The sequence below is a fragment of the Leifsonia sp. ALI-44-B genome (genome assembly GCF_001984125.1).
Classification (GTDB): domain Bacteria; phylum Actinomycetota; class Actinomycetes; order Actinomycetales; family Microbacteriaceae; genus Okibacterium.
Genome location: NZ_MTQL01000007.1, coordinates 794743 through 812398 on the forward strand (window position 1 = coordinate 794743; position 17656 = coordinate 812398).

Consider the following 17656-nt stretch of genomic DNA (forward strand, 5'->3'; position numbering starts at 1 on the left):
CGAATGGGGCTCATCTACCTGGCGGCGCTCGCCGTCTCGCTCACGGGCATGGTCACACTCGACCGGCGGTTTCACCTCTTCTTCTGGCGCGGGCCCGTGCGCGCGGCCGTGATCCTCGTGGTGGGCGTCGCGTTCTTCCTGGTGTGGGATGTCTTCGGCATCACGTTGGGCATCTTCTTCCGCGGCGAGACGAGCTTCATGACGGGCGTTCTGGTGGGGCCCGAGTTGCCGCTCGAGGAAGTGTTCTTCCTGTGCCTGCTGTGTTACTTCGCGATGAATCTGTTCGCCGGGGCGGGGCTGGCGTTGGCGGCCGCGGCCGAGCGGCGTCGGGCTTCAGGCGCTCCAGGTGCTTCTGGGGCCGACGTGACCGCGCGGCCGGAGAGGTCGCAATGACGTATTGGTTGCTCAACCTGTGGTTTTTGGTGCCGGCGGCGCTGGTGTTCGTGGCAGCCGTCGCGGTGGCGGCGCGACGCGGGGGCGCCGGGCATTTCGTGGGCGCCGTGGCCGGGGCCCTCATCATCCTGCTGGCCTTCACCGCGGTGTTCGACAACGTGATGATCGGCATCGGGCTCGTGGCCTATGACCCGGCGCGCATCAGCGGGGCGTTCCTGGGCGCGGCACCGCTCGAGGACTTCGCCTACGCGATCGCGGCCGGGCTGCTGCTACCGTCGCTGTGGGTGCTGCTCGGGAGGCGCAATGAAAACCGTTAGAACGCTGCTGCTGTCGTCGCGCCCGATCAGCTGGGTGAACACGGCTTTTCCGTTCGCCGCGGCCTATCTGCTGACGACGGGGCGACTCGATGTCACCTTCTGGGTGGGCACGATCTATTTCTTGATTCCCTACAACCTCGCGATGTATGGCATCAACGACGTGTTCGACTACGAGTCGGATATGCGCAACCCGCGGAAGGGCGGGGTCGAGGGTGCCGTGCTCGACCGGCGTCTGCACCGCGTGACGCTCGTGGCCGCCGTGGGATCGAACATACCGTTCCTGGTATATCTCGTGATCGTGGGTTCGCCGCTGTCGTGGCTGGTGCTCGCGGTGAGCGTTTTCGCGGTCGTCGCCTACAGCGCGCCGGGGCTGCGGTTCAAGGAGCGCCCGTTCATCGACTCGCTCACGTCGAGCACGCACTTCGTCAGCCCCGCCGTCTATGCGCTGGCCCTCGCGGGTGCGGATCTCGGCGACCTGCAGCTGTTGTCGCTGCTCGCCGGGTTCTTCCTGTGGGGCATCGCGAGCCACGCGTTCGGGGCGGTGCAAGACATCCTGGCCGACCGCGAGGCCGGCATCGGCTCGGTCGCGACGGTGATCGGGGCGCGGCCCACCGTGCGCATGGCGGTGCTCTTCTACCTTGCGGCCGGCCTGCTTATGCTGCCGACCATGTGGCCCGGGCCGCTCGCCGCGCTGCTCGTGCTGCCGTATGCGGCCAATGCCGCGGTCTTCTGGAACGTCACGGATGCGACGGCCGAAACGGCGAACCGGGGATGGCGGCGCTTCCTCACGCTGAACTACCTCACGGGTTTCCTCGTAACCATGCTCATGATCTGGTACTGGTTCCTCATCACGCCATACGACTTCGCGTTCGTCGGCGGCAAGGGCTGATCTGAGCGGAGAGCGCTCTCGCTAGGATTGCGGGATGGCCAAGGCACCCACCGTCTATGACGTTGCCGCGCACGCCGGGGTGTCGATCGCCACGGTCTCGCGCGTGCTCACGCGGCCCGACGACGTGCGCGCCGCGACGCGCGAGAAGGTGCTCGCCTCCGTGCGCGAGCTGGGTTACGTGCCGTCCGGGGCGGCCCGCGGCCTGGCCGCCCGGCGCACGGGTGTGCTGGGCCTCTATTTCCCGGGCTTCGACGCCATGGACGAGATCGACGACGCGATCTTCACGGGCGTCGAGGATGCCCCGCACGCGACGGGTGCCGAGCTCGTGGACGATATCGGGGGAGCGGCGGAAGTGCGCCCCCTGAACCTCTACTTCGACGAGGTGCTGCGCGGCGCCGAGCTCGAGGCGTGGCGCCGCGGTTTCGTGCTCATGGTCGGAATCGGCCGCGGGGACAACGCCGAACAGACCGTGCGCGATATGGCGGGGCGCGTCGACGGCCTCGTGATGCTCGCTCAGAGTGTGCCCGACGATGTGCTGGCGCGGCTGTCCCGCCGTGTGCCCGTCGTGGTGGTGGCCGGCCCGCGGCGCGACGACTCCTACGACCATGTGTCGGTGGCCAACACCGAGGGCATGCGGGCGCTCACCGAGCATGTCGCCGCGGGACTCGAACCCGACGAGCTGCTCTACCTCTCGGGCCCGGCCGACTCGCCCGACGACGCTGAACGGTGGGAGGGCTTCTGCCAGGCCCTCGAGGCGCGCGGCGTCGACGCTTCGACCGTGCCCATCCTGCGCGGCGATTTCACGCGCGAAGCGGGCCGCTCGGCGGCGGCCGAACTGGTGGCGAGCGAGCGGATGCCGCGCGCCATCGTGTGCGCGAACGACCAGACCGCGCTGGGGCTCATGGAGGCTTTGCAGGCCCGCGGCATCCGCGTGCCCGAAGACGTTCTCGTGACGGGTTTCGACGGCATCGAGGCGGGGGCCCTCGCCACGCCGCGGCTCACCACGATCCGGCAGCCCATGGACGACCTGGGGCGCGCGGCGATCCAGGTGATGGCGCGCCGGCTCGAGGATCGCGAGCAGGCACCGCTCTCGATCCGGTTGCCCGTGAAGGTGCTGCTGCGCGAATCGTCCGAACGCCGCTAGCGATGCGACGGGCCCACGGGTCGTGCAGGTCGCCTCGACATCCGCTCTTGCGTTTCGTCAATGTATGCGCTTACACTCAGTTTTGCGGACGCGCCCCCGAGCGTCCGCCGACAAAAGATCGTCGAGCCCCACAACAGCGCAGCCCCCACGGACTGCCTCGTGACAGAGAAGACATGAGGACGAAACGGTGTCAATGACGCACACACCCCGGCGCGAATCCCGCGCCGACCATCCAGTCCGGTCAGGCCCCCGCCGACCCCGCCGACGCGCGCGTGCCGCGGCCGTCGCACTGCTCACGGCCGTCGCGCTCGTGGCATCCGGCTGCAGCATTCAGATCGAGAGCCAGCCGGACCCGTCGATCCCCGACGACACCATGCTCATCGGCGCCGACAACGGCTCGCCCATGTTCGAGAAGAACTTCAACCCCTACCTCGCGAACAAGCGCATCGGCGCGTTCTACATCTATGAGCCGCTCACGGTCATCAACAATCTCGACGGCAAGGGAACGCCGTGGCTCGCGGCATCCACCGAGCAGCCCGACGCGTCGACCATCGTGTTCACGCTGCGCGAAGGCGTGAAATGGTCGGACGGCAAGGCCTTCACGGCCAAGGACGTCGACTTCACGTTCCAGCTGCTGAAGAAATACCCGACGCTCGACATGTTGGGCGCCTGGCAGTACATCGACACGGTCGAGACATCCGGCAAAACCGTGACCATCCACCTGAGCCAGCCCGACGTGCCCGCGGCCAACCTCATCGCGCAGACCCGCATCGTGCCCGAGCACATCTGGAAAGACGTGAAAGACCCGGGCACGTTCCGCAACCTGGAGCCCGTCGGCACGGGCCCCTACACGCTCGGCAACTTCGCGCCGCAGCAGTACACGCTCGACAAGAACAAGCGCTACTGGCAGGCCGACAAGGTCGCCGCCGAGCACCTCGTGCTGCCCGCGAGCAACACGCAGCTCGACACCGTTTCGAAGGGGTATGACTGGGCCTACCAGTACATCTCCGACGTCGAGGGCACGTGGGGCGCCGCGAATAAGGACAACAAGTACTGGTTCCCGCCGGGCGGCACCATCGCCATGCTGCCGAACCTGACGAAGGCTCCGTTCAACGACGTCAACTTCCGCCAGGGCCTCTCGCACGCCATCGACCGTGACAAGATCGCGGATGCCGCCACCGAGGGCTACATGCAGGGCGCCGGCCAGAACAACCTGCTGCTGCCCAACCAGAAGGACTACCTGAGCCCCGACCTGCCGAACGACGGCAAGGTCACGCAGGACACCGCCCTGGCGCTCGAATACTTCGCGAAGGCCGGCTACACCCCGCGCGACGGCAAACTCGTCGACGCCGCCGGCAAACCGCTCGAGTTCTCGCTCATGACGGCCAACGGCTACACCGACTGGCTGCGCGCCGTGCAGCAGATCCAGAAGCAGCTCGGCGATATCGGCATCACCGTGAAGGTCGTGCAGCCGCAGCCCGCCGCTTACCAGCTCGCCATGCGCAACGGCGAATACGACATGACCATCGGCGCGATCGGCGGAACCGGTGACGTCTACCGCGACTTCAACGGCCTGCTGTCGAGCGAGTTCGTCGTGCCGGCGGGTGAGGAGGCGACCAACAACTTCGAACGCTTCTCCGACCCGGCCGTCGACGACATCCTGGCGAAGTTCCGCGTGGCAATCGACGAGAAAGACCAGCTCGACTACGGCTACCAGCTGCAGAAGGTCATGTACGACCAGGTGCCCGCCATTGGTGTGTACTACGGCGGCTCGTGGGGCCTCTACAACACGACCAAGTTCACCGGATGGCCGACCGCGGAGAACCCCTACGCGTCGCTCATGACCTACGAATCCACTCCCTTGCTCATCTTCACGTCGCTGAAGAAAACCCAGAAAGACGGTGAGTGATCCGTGGCCTACGCACTCCGTAAAGTCGGGCTGCTGCTGCTCACCCTGTGGGCGGCCGTCACCCTGAACTTCCTCCTGCCGCGCCTGATGCCGGGCACCCCGGCCGACGCCGCCATCGCCAAGCTGTCGCAGAACGGCCCCGTCTCGGAGGCCACACGCGCGGCCATCGAAGCCCAACTGGGCCTGCCGACGGGCAACCTGTGGCAGCAGTACGTGGACTACCTGCGCCAGGTCGTCACCCTCGACTTCGGCACCTCGTTCACGTTCTACCCGCAGCCCGTCTCGGAGCTCGTCACGCAGGCGCTGCCCTACACGATCATCCTCGTCGGCACCGTGACCATCGTGGCCTTCGTTCTGGGCACCCTGACCGGTGTGCTCGCGGCCTGGAAGCGTGGCACCTGGCTCGACGCCCTGCCCACCCTGACGGGCACCTTCGCCAGCGCGTTTCCCTACTTCTGGACCGCCCTGCTGTTGCTCTTCTTCGCCGGCTACGTCTTCCACTGGTTCCCGACGTCGGGCGCCTATGGGCCAACGGCCACGCCCGCGTTCGACTGGGCCTTCATCAGCGACGCGCTCTATCACGCGGCCCTGCCGGCGCTCACGATTCTCGTCACCTCGCTGGGCGGCTGGATCCTCGGCATGCGCAACGCCATGATCAACACGCTCGGCGACGACTACGTGACGTTCGCCGAAGCCAACGGTCTGAAGAGCCGCACGGTCGCCCTGCGCTATGCCGCCCGCAACGCCATCCTGCCGAACCTCACGGGCTTCGGCCTGGCGCTCGGCGGTGTCGTGGGCGGCTCGATCCTGGTCGAGCGCGTGTTCAACTACCCGGGCATCGGCTACCTGCTCTACAACTCGGTGGTCAACCAGGACTACCCGCTCATGCAGGCCCTCTTCCTGATGATCACCGTGAGCGTGCTCATCGCCAACTTCCTCGTCGACATCTTGTACGGCGTTCTCGACCCTAGGACCCGCCGATGACCACCACAGAGCAGATCAAGAGCGTGTCGGATGCGCCGGTCGGGCGCCCGAGTCGCTGGAAGACCGTCGCCCGCATCGGCTCGACCCTGTGGTCGAACTGGAAGTCGCGCCTCGGCCTCATCATCCTGGGCATCTTCATCCTGGTGGCCATCTTCGCGCCGCTCATCGCGCCGTACGGTGCCTCGCAGGACGGCTTCGAACGATCGTCGGATGCCTCGGGCGCGCACTGGCTGGGCACCACGGCGGCCGGCGAAGACGTGCTGTCGCAACTGATCTACGGCACCCGTGTGAGCGTGTTCGTCGGTTTCGTCGCCGGGTTCTTCTCCACCGTCGTCGCCGTGCTGATCGGTTTGAGCTGGGGTTATGTGCGTGGCTTCATCGCCGACGTCATCAACTTCATCGTCAACCTGTTCCTCGTCATCCCGGGTCTGCCGCTCATGATCGTCATCGCGGCCTACCTGCAGAACGGCGGCATCGCGATGATCATCGCGGTCATCGTGATCACGGGCTGGGCGTGGGGTGCGCGCGTGCTGCGCAGCCAGACGCAGTCGCTGCGTTCGCGCGACTTCGTGACGGCCGCCCGGTTCTCGGGCGAGAGCGCGTTCCGCATCGTGTTCCGCGAGATCCTGCCCAACATGACGTCGCTCATCGTCGGCAGCTTCTTCGGGGCCGCGACCGCCGCCATCCTCGCCGAGGCCGGCCTCGAATTCCTGGGGCTCGGCGACTCGACCACCGTGTCCTGGGGCACCATGCTCTTCTGGGCGCAGAACTCGAACGCGCTGCTGACCGGCCAGTGGGTGCTGCTCTTCGCGCCCGGCCTCTGCATCGCCCTGCTCGCGACGAGCCTCACCTTGATCAACTTCGGCGTCGACGGGATCTCGAACCCGCGCCTACGAGAGGGTTCCAAATGACGAACACGGATGCCGTGACCACCCCCGCCCCCTCATCCTCCGAGCCGCTGCTCGAGGTGCGCGACCTGTCGGTCGTCTACGAGTCGCACGACTCCGAGCCCGTGCAGGCCGTCGACCACGTGTCGTTCCAGCTGAAGCGTGGCGAGTTCGTCGGGCTCGTGGGGGAGTCGGGGTCGGGCAAGTCGACGCTGGGCTTCGCGCTCACGCGGCTGCAGAAACCGCCGGCACGCACCAACGGCGGGCAGATCTTGTTCGGCGGCGTCGACATCCGCGAATTGGGTGCCGAGCAGCTGCGCGAACAGCGCCAGGGCGGTTTCGCGATGGTGTTGCAATCGGGCATGAATGCGCTCAACCCGGTGCGCACGATTCGCAACCACTTCGTCGACATCTTCAAGGCGCACGGGCATGTGCCGCGCGCCCGCTGGGCCACGCGCGAGGTCGAGCTGGTGACCAAGGTAGGCCTGAAGCCCGAGGTGCTCGACCGCTACCCGGGTGAGCTGTCCGGCGGCATGCGGCAGCGCGTGTCGATCGCGCTCGCGCTCTCGCTCGAACCGCAGCTCATGGTGTTCGACGAGCCGACCACGGCGCTCGACGTGCTCGTGCAACACGCCGTGATGGACACGATCATGTCGCTGCAGAAGAGCGAGAACTTCACGGCCGTGCTCATCAGCCACGACCTGGGCATCGTGCTCGAGGCCACCGACCGCGTTCTGGTCATGCACGAGGGCCGCATCGTCGAGGACGCGCCGTCGATCGACATCCTCGAACGCCCGCAGGATGACTACACGCGCATGCTGCTGAGCCACTACGCCGACCCGCGCGCCGAGGTCGTCGAGTTGCCCGGTTTCGTCGACCTGGCCACGCGCAAGGCCCGCGGAACCACGCGCGCCGATGTGGCCAGCTCGCCCGCCTCGGTGCGCACGCGCGGCGCCCGCTCCGCCGACTCGCCCATCGTGGTCGACGCCGTGTCGAAGGTGTACCCGCCGCCGCGCCGGGGCGAGAAGCCCGTGACGGCGGTGGACAACGTGTCCTTCACGCTCGAACCCGGGCAGTCGCTCGCGCTCGTGGGTGCGTCGGGCTCGGGCAAGTCGACCATCGCCAAGCTCATCACGGGCGTCGAGAAGCCGACCTCCGGGGCCGTGCGCTTCGGCGACCTGCAGATCGACAAGCTCGGCCGCCGCCAACTGCGCTCGCTGCACTCGAACGTGCAGATGGTGTTCCAAGACCCGTATGCCGCGCTCAACCCGCTGCACACGGTCGAGTACACGCTCACGCGACCCGTGCTCAACTTCACCGACCTGCGCGGCGACGCCGCCCGGGCCCGCGTGCTCGAACTGCTCGAGACGGTGGGGCTCTCGCCCGTCGAGCAGTTCGCGGCCAAACTGCCGCACCAGCTGTCGGGCGGGCAGCGGCAGCGCGTGGTCATCGCCCGGGCGCTCGCGAGCGACCCCCAGGTGCTGATCGCCGACGAGCCCGTCTCGATGCTCGACGTCTCGCTGCGCGCGGGCGTGCTGGCCCTGCTCGAAGACCTGCGCGAACAGTGGGGCGTCTCGATGCTCTACATCACGCACGACCTGCTGAGCGCGCGTCTCGTGACCGACAACATCATGGTGCTGAACCAGGGCCGCGTGGTGGAGCGCGGGGTGACGGCCGATGTGCTGCGCAACCCGACCGATCCCTACACGATCGAGTTGCTCGATGCCGTGCCCAACCCGGCGCGGGCGAAGCGGGGTGCTGCGTAGTGACGGGCTTTCGGCAGATCGCTCCCTTCGGGGCGCTCCCGGTCGGCGTGGGCGTCTCCGTCGTCGCGCTCCCGGCTGCGATCGGCGAGCTGACGGCGTTCCACGTGAAACCCACGAGGGCGTCGCGCGGGAAAGTGCTGATCGTGCCCGGGTTCACCGGCTCGAAAGAGGACTTCCGCACCTTCGTGCCCCTACTCGCCGAGCGCGGGTTCGAGGTCTTCGCCTACAGCCAGCGCGGTCAGGCCGATTCGGCGGCGCCCGTGGGCGTCGAGAACTATGCGCTCGCCGACTTCGCGCGGGATGCCGTCGAGGTGGCCGGGCTCGTCGGTGACGGGCAGCCCGTGCACCTGCTCGGTCACAGCTTCGGCGGATGCGTCGCGCGCGCGGCGGCCATCGCCCAGCCCGCGGTGTTCAGCAGCCTGACGCTGCTGTGCTCGGGCCCGAACGGATGGCCGGGGCGACACCAAGATACGACCGACGCCGTCGCCGCGGGGGGCAGCACGGGGCTCTGGTACCGCGACAACCCCGACACGCTCGGGGTGTCCGACGCCGACCTCGACCCCGAGCTGGCGTTTCTGCGGCTGCGCGCCGCACGCACGTCGAGCGACAACCTGCTCGCGGCCGCCGACATCCTGCGCAACGACCCCGACACGACCGAGGAGCTGCGGCGTGCCCGCATCCCGACGCTCGTGGCCCACGGGGAGCACGACGACAAGTGGCCCATCGACTGGCAGCGCGACATGGCCGAACGGCTGGGTGCCCGTTATGCCGTCATTCCCGGCGGCGCGCACTCGCCGCAGGTCGAGGCGCCAGAGGCCACGGCCGACGCCCTCGCAGATTTCTGGGGCGCGCACGCTGCGGCGTGACGTCCCCTCTCGTCCCCAACCATCAGCTCAAGGAGAATCGTGAAGAGCTTCCCGAACGGATTCCTCTGGGGCGCGGCGACCGCCGCGCACCAGATCGAAGGCAACAACATCAACAGCAACTGGTGGGTGATGGAGCACGCCGAGAACTCGAACATGGTCGAACCCTCGGGTGACGCCATGGACAGCTACCACCGCTACCCCGAAGACATGAAGCTGCTGGCCGATGCCGGGCTCAACTCCTACCGCTTCAGCGTCGAGTGGGCGCGCATCGAACCCGAGCGCGGCTTCATCTCGCGCGCCGAGCTCGACCACTACCGCCGCATGGTCGACACCGCACGTGACTTGGGCCTCGACCCCACCGTCACGCTCATGCACTTCACGGTGCCGCGCTGGATGTTCAACGACGGCTTCTGGCGAGCGGATGACGCCGCCGACCTGTTCGCGCGCTACACCGAGGCCGTGCTGCCCATCCTCGACGACGTCACCTACGTGTGCACCATCAACGAGCCCAACATCGCCGCCATGCTGGCCGGTGGCGAGGATGCCTCGAACCTCGTCGCCTTCGGCCTGCCGAACCCCGACCTCGGCGTGGCCGACACGCTGCTCGAATCGCACCACCGCTCGCGCGAGGTGCTTTCGCAGCTGTCGCACGTGAAGAGCGGGTGGACGGTCGCCACGCAGGCGTTCCACTCGACAGGCGAGCCCGGCGCCGACGAGAAGCTGCACGAATACGGCTATCCGCGTGATGACTGGTACCTCGAGCAGTCGGCGGGCGACGACTTCGTCGGCGTGCAGGCCTACACGCGCACGTTCATCGGGCCGGAAGGCCCCCTGCCGGTGTCGGACGAGGTCGAGACCACGCTCACGGGCTGGGAATTCTTCCCGGATGCCCTGCAGATGGGCGTGCGCAGCGCGTGGGAGAAGAGCGACCACACTCCCGTCATCGTCACCGAGAACGGTATCGCCACGGCCGACGACACGCGCCGCATCGCCTACACCGAAGGTGCCCTCTCCGGCCTGCATGCGGCCATGGAGGACGGCGTCGAGGTGCTCGGCTACCAGCACTGGTCTGCGCTCGACAACTATGAGTGGGCCTCGGGCTTCCGCCCCACGTTCGGCCTCATCGCCGTCGACCGCGAGACGTTCGTGCGCACGCCGAAGCCCAGCCTCGCCTGGCTCGGGGATGTCGCGAAGCGCGGCGGTCTCGACTGATCGCGTTCGACTGAGGCCCGGCCTCACGCACATCGGCGGCCGCATCCACCCGGATGCGGCCGCTTCTATGTGCAGGTGGGCGGGCGATCGGATCTCTCACCCGCGGTGCCGCAAGGGTTTCTCGTCGGCGGGGCCGCGGGGGTTAATCGCCTGTGGCACCGTGACGGCGGCGGCCTCGTCGCGCGGCGAGCAGGCCGACGGTGAGCGCGAGGCCGCCGAGTGTGGCGGCGACGGCCAAGACGATCTCGGAGGGGCCGGTCAGGGAGAGGAACGGCCGCCCCCGGTGCGGCCATTCCGTGGCCGGGTGCACGTTCGAAGGGTCGGCAAGGGGGTCTGCGGAGCCGGACCAGGGGGAGACGAGGCCGGGGGTGGATGGGCCGTTCGGGCCCGGCCCGGTGGGTGCGGATGCCGGCGCCGTCGGGTCGTGGGGGTCCGGAGGTGTGGGGGTGGTGGGCGAAGGCGCGGTGGGTGACGGGGTTGCCGTCGGATCGGGTGACGGCTCAGCCGTCGGCTCTGCGGTGGGGGTGCCGGTCGGCGGAGTGGTCGGTGTCGCCGTGGGAGTTGGTGTGGGTGTCGCCGTGGGTGTTGATGTCGCCGTGGGTGTTGATGTCGGCGTTGGCGGCGGTGTCGGTGTGATGGTGGGGGAGGGCGTCGGGCTGGGAACGGGAGTGACCGATGGTGTCGGCGTTGCGGAAGGTGTTGGAGTCGGCGTGGGCGTGGGCGTGGGCGTGGGCGTGGGCTCCGGGGTAGCTGTGGGCGTCGGCCCCGGGGTCGCCGTGGGTGTCGCCGTGGGTGTGGGTGTGGGTGTCGCCGTGGGGACGACCGCGACGAGCGACAGCGGCTCGCCGCGGGCCTCGACACCGTCGTCGGCGCGCGAGCTCAGGGCGACGTACTCTTCCACCCCGCTGGTATCGGCGGCCGTGCACGCCCACGTTCCATTCGGGGCGACGACCGCTCGGCACAGCGCATCGGCCGGGGCCGCGGCACCTCCGGGCGCGGAGCTCGAGCCATCCGAATCGGGTTTCACGCCGCCCGCCCCGGCGACGGGTTCTGGAGTGCCGCCCACCGAGACGATCGCGCCCGGTTCTCCCGTGCCCTCGAAGTCGACGGGCCCGGCCGGGAGAGGACGCCCCTCAGCCGGTGCGGTGAAGGCCGGAGCCTCGGGTTCGGCACTCGAGCCGAAGATCTGCGCCTGCATGAGCGGTCGGATGGCGTTCTCGAAACGCTCGTCGACGAAGTAGCCCTTGAGCGCATCGCCGCGCTCGGCGTTGAGGATGGCGCCCATGATCATCGACTGGTCGAGCGACAGGTAGCGCTTCGCCACGGTGCCGCTGCGCACGGCGACGGCGTCGTAGAAACCGCCCGGACCGTAGGACTCGAACTGCGACCGCAGCCGGCCCAGGTTGTCGAGCACGCCCGCGCGGTCGTAGCCAAGGGCCAAGAAGCTGGCGTGCGGCGTGACGACCCCGTCGCCGAACGTCGGGGCGGGGTTGGCGCCCGTGTTGCAGTCGGCGTGATCCTTGTCGACGTTGGTGCGCTCGCGATCGGAGTGATAGCCGTCGTCCTTGATGCCCAGCTCGTCGACGCCGTATTCGGCGTATCCGCCGAACGGATCGCTCGCGGGCGAGAAGCCCCAGAAACCGTAACCGGCCTCGTCGATGCCGTGTTCTTTCTGGGCCCGCACGGTCAGCGGATGATTGAGCCCCCACGAACGCGGCCCCCACGACGCCTCTGGCACGAACAGGTCGGGCATGAGCGCCTCGAACATGCTGCCACCCCACCCGGGCACGATGCTCATGCCCCGGTAGCGATAGGTGCCCTCGAAGACCGTGATGCCGTCGTAGGTGCGCGAGACGCCGTGTGGTTTGTGCTCCTGCCAGTCGGCGTCGCAGCCCGGCGACATGGTGCGCAACGTGCCGTAGAAGGAGCTCGTCGGCACCTCACCCTTGTCGATGCCGAGGTAGGTCGTCATCCGCGTCTCGCTGACGGTCGTGTCGTAGGCCGAGCAGTTATAGAAGAGCGTCTCGGTCTGGCCGCTCTGGAAATTGCCGGGGATGCTGCACTCGGCCGGCGACGTGGGCCAGAAACCGTTGCGGTTGAGCCCCGTGCCTCGGGCGCTCGCCGCCTGCGGGTCGTAGAAGACCGAAAAGTCCATGCTGTCGTAGAGGGCCGTTGCGCGCGCGGCCAGGGGAGCCTCGGCGCCCACGACCACGCGCAGGGCGGCGGCCAGCCAGGCGTTGTCGACCGAACTGGCGAACGGCGGTTTCGTCGACCCGTCGGGGTTCGTGTCGATCACCGGTTGCCCGTCAACGGGCCGATACCAGTTCCAGAACATGCCGCTCGCGGCGTGTCGCGGCATGGTCTCGAGGGTGCCGAGCGTTGCGGCCAACCGCTCGCTCGCCTCGCCGGGCGTGATGATGCCGAGGTCGCGCGCCGCGATGGTGGACCAGAGGTAGCCGCCCACATTGGTGGTGGACGTGTAGCCAGACCGGGAACCGTGCCCGAGATCGCCCGCGATGCCGTCGGCCGTGAGCCCCGTGCGCTCGTCGGTCATCGCAACGAGCGAGGACCAGGTGTCGCGCGCCGTGGCGTCGAGAAGCGGGTCGGAGAGTGCGCTGCTGCGCGCGTGAGCCGGCCCGGCGGCGAGGCCGAGGATCAGGGCGCCCGCGGCCACCAGGCTCGCGACGCGGCGGGGGAGGGGTGATCTCGTCTTCACGGCAGCTCCTTCGGTTGACCGGCAGTCGGCCGCACACGGGAGGGTGGCGAACCCTAGCGCACGCGCCGATGCTCAGACCGTATCAGCTAACATGCTCGCGCACCAGAATGTGCATATCAGAAGGTCACCGCCTATCGAAGGAGCTGCGATGTTCACCGGACTCAGTGCTTTTGCCCCCACCCCGCTCGCCGAGGCGGCTGTCGACGAAGCGGCGTACGGGCGCCTGATCGCGCGCCTTGCCCGCGCGGGCGTCGACTCGATCGGCGCGCTCGGCTCGACCGGCAGTTACGCCTACCTCGATCGCTCAGAACGGGCGCGAGCCGTGGCCGTTGCGGTGCGGCACGCCGACGAGGTGCCCGTGATCGCGGGGGTGGGCGCGTTGCGTGTGCGCGACATCCTGCACCATGTGGAAGACGCGCAGAAAGCGGGCGCGTCGGCGGTCATCCTCGCGCCCATGACCTATGAGGCCCTCTCCGACGACGAGGTCTTCGCGCTCTATGAAGAGGTGTGCGCGAACCTGTCGGTTCCCCTCGCCGTCTACGACAACCCCGTCGCCACGCGCGTGACCTTCAGCGACGAATTGCACGCCCGGGTCGCGCAGCTGCGGCCCGTCGCCGCTATCAAGCTGCCGTTGCCGGCCGCGGGCGTGGATGTCCTCGCCGCCCGGGTCGCCCGGCTGCGCGCGCTCATCCCCGCCACCGTGGCCGTCGGTGTGAGCGGCGACGACGCGGCCGCCGCGGGCCTCTCGGCCGGATGCGACCTCTGGTTCAGCGTGCTCGGCGGCACCCTCCCGGTCGAATGCCTCGAGCTGGTGCGCGCCGCGCAGGTCGGCTTGGTCGATGACGCGAGCGCGGCCTCCGCACGGCTGCAGCCGATCTGGCAGCTGTTCGCCCGCTACGGCACCTATCGCGTGATCGCGGGCCTCACCGAGCAATTGGGCCTCGTCCCGCGCATGAACCTGCCGCGCCCCGTGCGGCCCCTCGACGCCGAGGGCGTGCGCCGCGTCGCGGAAGCGCTCGCCGTGGCCGACATCTCGCTCTGACCGCGGAAAGAGGGCGAAAACGTGCCGCTGAGGCATCCGTGCACCGGATCGTCGCCGCAGCGCACACTCCGACGATCCGGGCCGAAAGAAACGCACAACCGTGCAGTTCTCGCGGCCTTGCCGCGGTTTTCCGGCGGATAGCATCGACAGGGCGCCGGAAACATGGGCGCGCTCGGAATCAAAGGAGATGCACAGCAGTTCATGGATACCTCATCCGCCGGCCGTTCGGCCACCCCCTCGCGTCGTCACGACGACGCCCCGGCTACGGGCTCCGGCTCGACATCGCCGCTCCCATTCATCCGCCGCAACAGCTTCTGGCTCGCGCTCTCGCTGCTGCTCTGCCTCGTCTCGGCCGTCGGCGCGTTCTTCGTGCAGACCAACGGCGCCACCGTGGCCGTCAAGGACATGCGCTGGGAGACCAGCTCGGGCCGTGAACTCAGCGCCCTGCTGTTCAAGCCAGACACCGCGACCGCCGACAACAAGGCTCCCGTCATCGTCGTCAGCCACGGCTGGTGGAACTCCCGCGAAATGCAGGACGCGAACTACGTCGAGCTGGCCAAGCGCGGCTACGTCGTCATCTCGATCGACATGTACGGCCACGGCAACTCCGACCCGCTGCCCCTCGGTGGCGAGTCCGAGAACGGCACGGGCATGTACGACGCCGTGAAGCTCGCGGCGCAGCTGCCCTACATCGACCCCGCGAAGATCGGCATCGAGGGTCACTCCAACGGCGCCCGCGCGGCGAACTACTCGGTCATCGCCGACAACCAGGCCGAGACGCCCCTCATCTCGGCTGTTCTGCTGGTCGACAACGAGGCGTTCTACTCGGACCTCGAAGACCCCACCACCTACGTCAACAACTACGGTGCCCGGGATGTCGGACTCGTCGCCGACCAGTACGACGAGTTCTTCTTCCGCAGCTACGACGCCGACGGCGCCGCCATCACCACCCCGCGCGAATTCGTCGGGACGCCCAACGCGCAGTCGTTCCTGCACTTCGGCGAGGGTGAGAGCACCGACAAGCGCACGGCCGGCGAGTACTACGAGCAGTCCGTCGACGGCGACGACGCGGTGCGCGTGCTCTACACGCCCGCGCAGACCCACCCGTGGGGCCCGTTCTCGAAGCAGACCACCGAGTACACCATCGACTTCTTCGAGAAGACGCTCGGCGCTCCCAGCCCCCTGGCCGCGGATTCGCAGACCTGGCAGATCAAGGCGTTCTTCAACGCCATCGGCCTGATCGGCTTCGGCATGTTCCTCGTGGCCTTCACCAAGGCCCTGCTCGGCACGCGCGCCTTCGCGGGCCTGCGCCGCACCGAGCCGTTCCAGCTCAACCCGTCCACCCGCAAGGGCCTCTACTGGTTCTGGGGTGCGCTGGTGGTCTCGGCGCTGTTCTCCGGCTGGAGCTACATCGCGCTCAGCCAGTCGACCGCGCTGGCGCCCATGATCTACAACGCGGCCCCGACCTTCATCGTGCAGGGTGCGCCGTTCTTCATCGGGCTGTGGGCAGCCATCAACGGTGTGTTCAGCATCGTCGTCATGGTCGTCTCCTACCTGCTGTTCGGCCGCAAGAACGGGCAGAACCTGCGTGAGGTCGGCATCCTGCCCGGGTGGAAGGCCATCCTGCAGTCGATCGGTCTCGGTCTCGTCGTCGTCGTCGCCGCTTTCGGCATCGTGTTCCTCGTGGACTACTTCTTCAAGACGGACTTCCGCATCTGGGTGCTCGCCGTCAAGGCGTTCACGCCCGACAAGGTGTGGATCGCGGTGCTCTACCTGCCGCTGTTCCTCGTCTACTACGTGGCGAACTCGGTGGCCATCAACAGCTTCAACCGCTTCACGATTCGCAAGAAGGAGTGGGTGAACACGGCGATCCTGGCCCTGTTCAACGCGCTGCCCGTGCTCGTGCTCGTCATCGCGCAGTACTGGACGTTCTTCGTGACGGGCGACCTGATCCCCGGATTCGCCGGCATCTTCGGCATCTGGCTGTTCCCCGTGATCGTGATCCTGGCCGCGGCGGCTGTCATCTCGCGCAAGATCTACCGCGCGACGAACAACCCCTACCTGGGCGGTTTCATCATCGCCTCGGTCGTGACGGTCATCTCGGTGACCAACACGCTGACGGTCGTGAGCTAGCTAGCTAGCTAGCTAGCTAGCCCGCACGCCTCGGCGCTGACGCGAAGCCCCCTCCGGTTCTCCGGCAGGGGGCTTCGTCGTGCTCGGGATGCGGGCAGGCCCGGGCACGCGGTCGCACGGAGGCGCGGTGACGGAATCGCTCAGGCGCGGGGCGGGCGGATGCGGAACGGCTCAGGCGCGCGGACGCGCCGTGGAGGCGCGCACGACGAGTTCGGGCACGCGCGGCGCGGGGTCGCTGGCATCCGTGTCGCCGAGGACCGCCAGCACGGTGGACATGAGGTCGCGGCCGAAACCCGTGAAGTCCTGCCGCAGGGTGGTGAGCGGCGGCAGGAAATGCTCGGCCTCGGGGATGTCGTCGAAGCCGACGATGCTGAGGTCACGCGGGGCCGTGAGTCCCGCCGAGGTGATGGCGTGCACGAGGCCCAGGGCCATCTGGTCGTTGCCCGAGAAGACGCCCGTCGCGCGGTCGAGGGCCGAGGCGCCGGAACGCGCGGTCGGTCCGGTCGGGCTGGTCGCGGGCGCTGAGCCGGTCACGGATGCCGAGGCGTCGCGCGCGATATCCGCGGCCAGCTCGAGGCCGAAGCGATAGCCGCTCGACGGCGTCCAGTCGCCCACCGCGGGTTCGACGACGCGCAAGCGGTGGGCCGCCAATTCGTCGCGCCACCCGCGCACGCGCTCGGCGGCGTCGATGGAGTCGGCGGGGCCGGACAGGTGCCGGATCTCGCGGTGGCCCAACTCGATCAGGTGCCGCACGGCGAGCCGCGCCCCTGAATAGTGGTCGATCGACACGGTGTGCAGCCCCGAGCGGTCGGCCGATGCGGTCGCCACCAGAGGCACGCCGACCTCGATCGACTGGGCTTCGTCGATCATCGAGGTGCGCGCGGCGATCAACACGATGGCCTCGACGTTCTGCCGCACGAGCAGCTCGAGGGCCGAGCGCATCGACGTCGGATCGTGCTCGACGATGCTGGCGATGCTGACGGCATAGCGCGCCTCGCGGGCCGCGCGGTTGAACGAGAGCGAGATGCTCGAGGGGCCGAAGTCCGCGCCACCCGATGTGATCAAACCGATCGTGCGTGACCGGCGCGTCACGAGGGCGCGCGCCGCCGGCGACGGTCGATAGCGCAGCTGCTGGATGGCGTGTTCCACGCGTTGACGCGTGGCGGGCCGCACATTCGGCAACTCGTTGACCACACGCGAGACCGTCTGGTGCGACACGCCGGCGAGTCGCGCGACATCGAAGATCGTGGCAGCCCGCGCCTTGTCTTCGGTGTCGTCGGACATCTGGGACCAGTGCTTTCTGCTCGGAGAGGGGCGACGGCGTTTGACGTGCTGCAACGATTATCGCGGGTGTGGGCCGCCGGCGCGCGGTGACCGGGGCCGGCAGCGCGCCCGCGC

General features: G+C 68.5%; 14 protein-coding genes. 12 read left to right on the forward strand and 2 right to left on the reverse strand.

All coding sequences use genetic code 11. The annotated features are described in order from the left end of the window. Nucleotides 1-3 precede the first annotated feature (3 nt). The 10 genes from ALI44B_RS10790 to ALI44B_RS10835 all read left to right on the forward strand — a co-directional run bounded on the left by ALI44B_RS10790 (nucleotide 4) and on the right by ALI44B_RS10835 (nucleotide 10367). Complete coding sequence (locus ALI44B_RS10790; protein WP_077054671.1) at nucleotides 4-393, forward strand: lycopene cyclase domain-containing protein; 390 nt, start codon at nucleotides 4-6, stop codon at nucleotides 391-393. Further along, nucleotides 390-710 carry a lycopene cyclase domain-containing protein gene (locus ALI44B_RS10795; protein ID WP_077054672.1) on the forward strand — a complete coding sequence of 107 codons (321 nt, stop codon included), beginning with the start codon at nucleotides 390-392 and terminating at the stop codon, nucleotides 708-710. Before ALI44B_RS10790 ends, ALI44B_RS10795 begins: the two co-directional genes overlap by 4 nt. Next, nucleotides 697-1599: a prenyltransferase gene (locus tag ALI44B_RS10800; protein WP_077054673.1), complete on the forward strand. Its 903-nt coding sequence runs from the start codon at nucleotides 697-699 to the stop codon at nucleotides 1597-1599. Before ALI44B_RS10795 ends, ALI44B_RS10800 begins: the two co-directional genes overlap by 14 nt. Before the next feature lie 34 nt (nucleotides 1600-1633). Further along, entirely contained in the window at nucleotides 1634-2743 is a 1110-nt protein-coding gene (locus ALI44B_RS10805) for a LacI family DNA-binding transcriptional regulator (protein WP_077054674.1), read from the forward strand. A gap of 193 nt (nucleotides 2744-2936) precedes the next feature. Next, nucleotides 2937-4652, forward strand: coding sequence for an ABC transporter substrate-binding protein (locus tag ALI44B_RS10810; RefSeq protein ID WP_083709885.1), 1716 nt, complete (start codon nucleotides 2937-2939; stop codon nucleotides 4650-4652). Between the two features lie 3 nt (nucleotides 4653-4655). Beyond that, nucleotides 4656-5636 (forward strand): ABC transporter permease, encoded by a 981-nt coding sequence (locus ALI44B_RS10815; protein ID WP_077054675.1) that lies wholly within the window; start codon nucleotides 4656-4658, stop codon nucleotides 5634-5636. Further along, complete coding sequence (locus tag ALI44B_RS10820) at nucleotides 5633-6547, forward strand: ABC transporter permease (protein WP_077054676.1); 915 nt, start codon at nucleotides 5633-5635, stop codon at nucleotides 6545-6547. The genes ALI44B_RS10815 and ALI44B_RS10820 overlap by 4 nt, the downstream gene beginning before the upstream one ends. After that, nucleotides 6544-8289, forward strand: a complete 1746-nt coding sequence (locus ALI44B_RS10825; RefSeq protein WP_077054677.1) for an ABC transporter ATP-binding protein — start codon at nucleotides 6544-6546, stop codon at nucleotides 8287-8289. Before ALI44B_RS10820 ends, ALI44B_RS10825 begins: the two co-directional genes overlap by 4 nt. Next, entirely contained in the window at nucleotides 8289-9155 is an 867-nt protein-coding gene (locus ALI44B_RS10830) for an alpha/beta fold hydrolase (protein WP_077054678.1), read from the forward strand. Before ALI44B_RS10825 ends, ALI44B_RS10830 begins: the two co-directional genes overlap by 1 nt. Before the next feature lie 39 nt (nucleotides 9156-9194). After that, nucleotides 9195-10367 carry a glycoside hydrolase family 1 protein gene (locus tag ALI44B_RS10835; protein WP_077054679.1) on the forward strand — a complete coding sequence of 391 codons (1173 nt, stop codon included), beginning with the start codon at nucleotides 9195-9197 and terminating at the stop codon, nucleotides 10365-10367. A gap of 142 nt (nucleotides 10368-10509) precedes the next feature. On the opposite strand, the gene ALI44B_RS16185 is transcribed toward ALI44B_RS10835, so the two are convergent. Continuing rightward, nucleotides 10510-13083 carry a glucoamylase family protein gene (locus tag ALI44B_RS16185; protein WP_077054680.1) on the reverse strand — a complete coding sequence of 858 codons (2574 nt, stop codon included), beginning with the start codon at nucleotides 13081-13083 and terminating at the stop codon, nucleotides 10510-10512. Between the two features lie 148 nt (nucleotides 13084-13231). Here ALI44B_RS16185 and ALI44B_RS10845 point away from each other — a divergent pair, with 148 nt between their 5' ends. After that, on the forward strand, nucleotides 13232-14125 hold the full coding sequence (locus tag ALI44B_RS10845; RefSeq protein WP_077054681.1) for a dihydrodipicolinate synthase family protein: 894 nt from the start codon (nucleotides 13232-13234) through the stop codon (nucleotides 14123-14125). Between the two features lie 201 nt (nucleotides 14126-14326). Next, nucleotides 14327-16258, forward strand: coding sequence for an alpha/beta hydrolase family protein (locus tag ALI44B_RS10850; RefSeq protein WP_179100255.1), 1932 nt, complete (start codon nucleotides 14327-14329; stop codon nucleotides 16256-16258). Nucleotides 16259-16429: 171 nt separating this feature from the next. On the opposite strand, the gene ALI44B_RS10855 is transcribed toward ALI44B_RS10850, so the two are convergent. Continuing rightward, nucleotides 16430-17542: a LacI family DNA-binding transcriptional regulator gene (locus tag ALI44B_RS10855; protein WP_077054682.1), complete on the reverse strand. Its 1113-nt coding sequence runs from the start codon at nucleotides 17540-17542 to the stop codon at nucleotides 16430-16432. Nucleotides 17543-17656 lie beyond the last annotated feature (114 nt).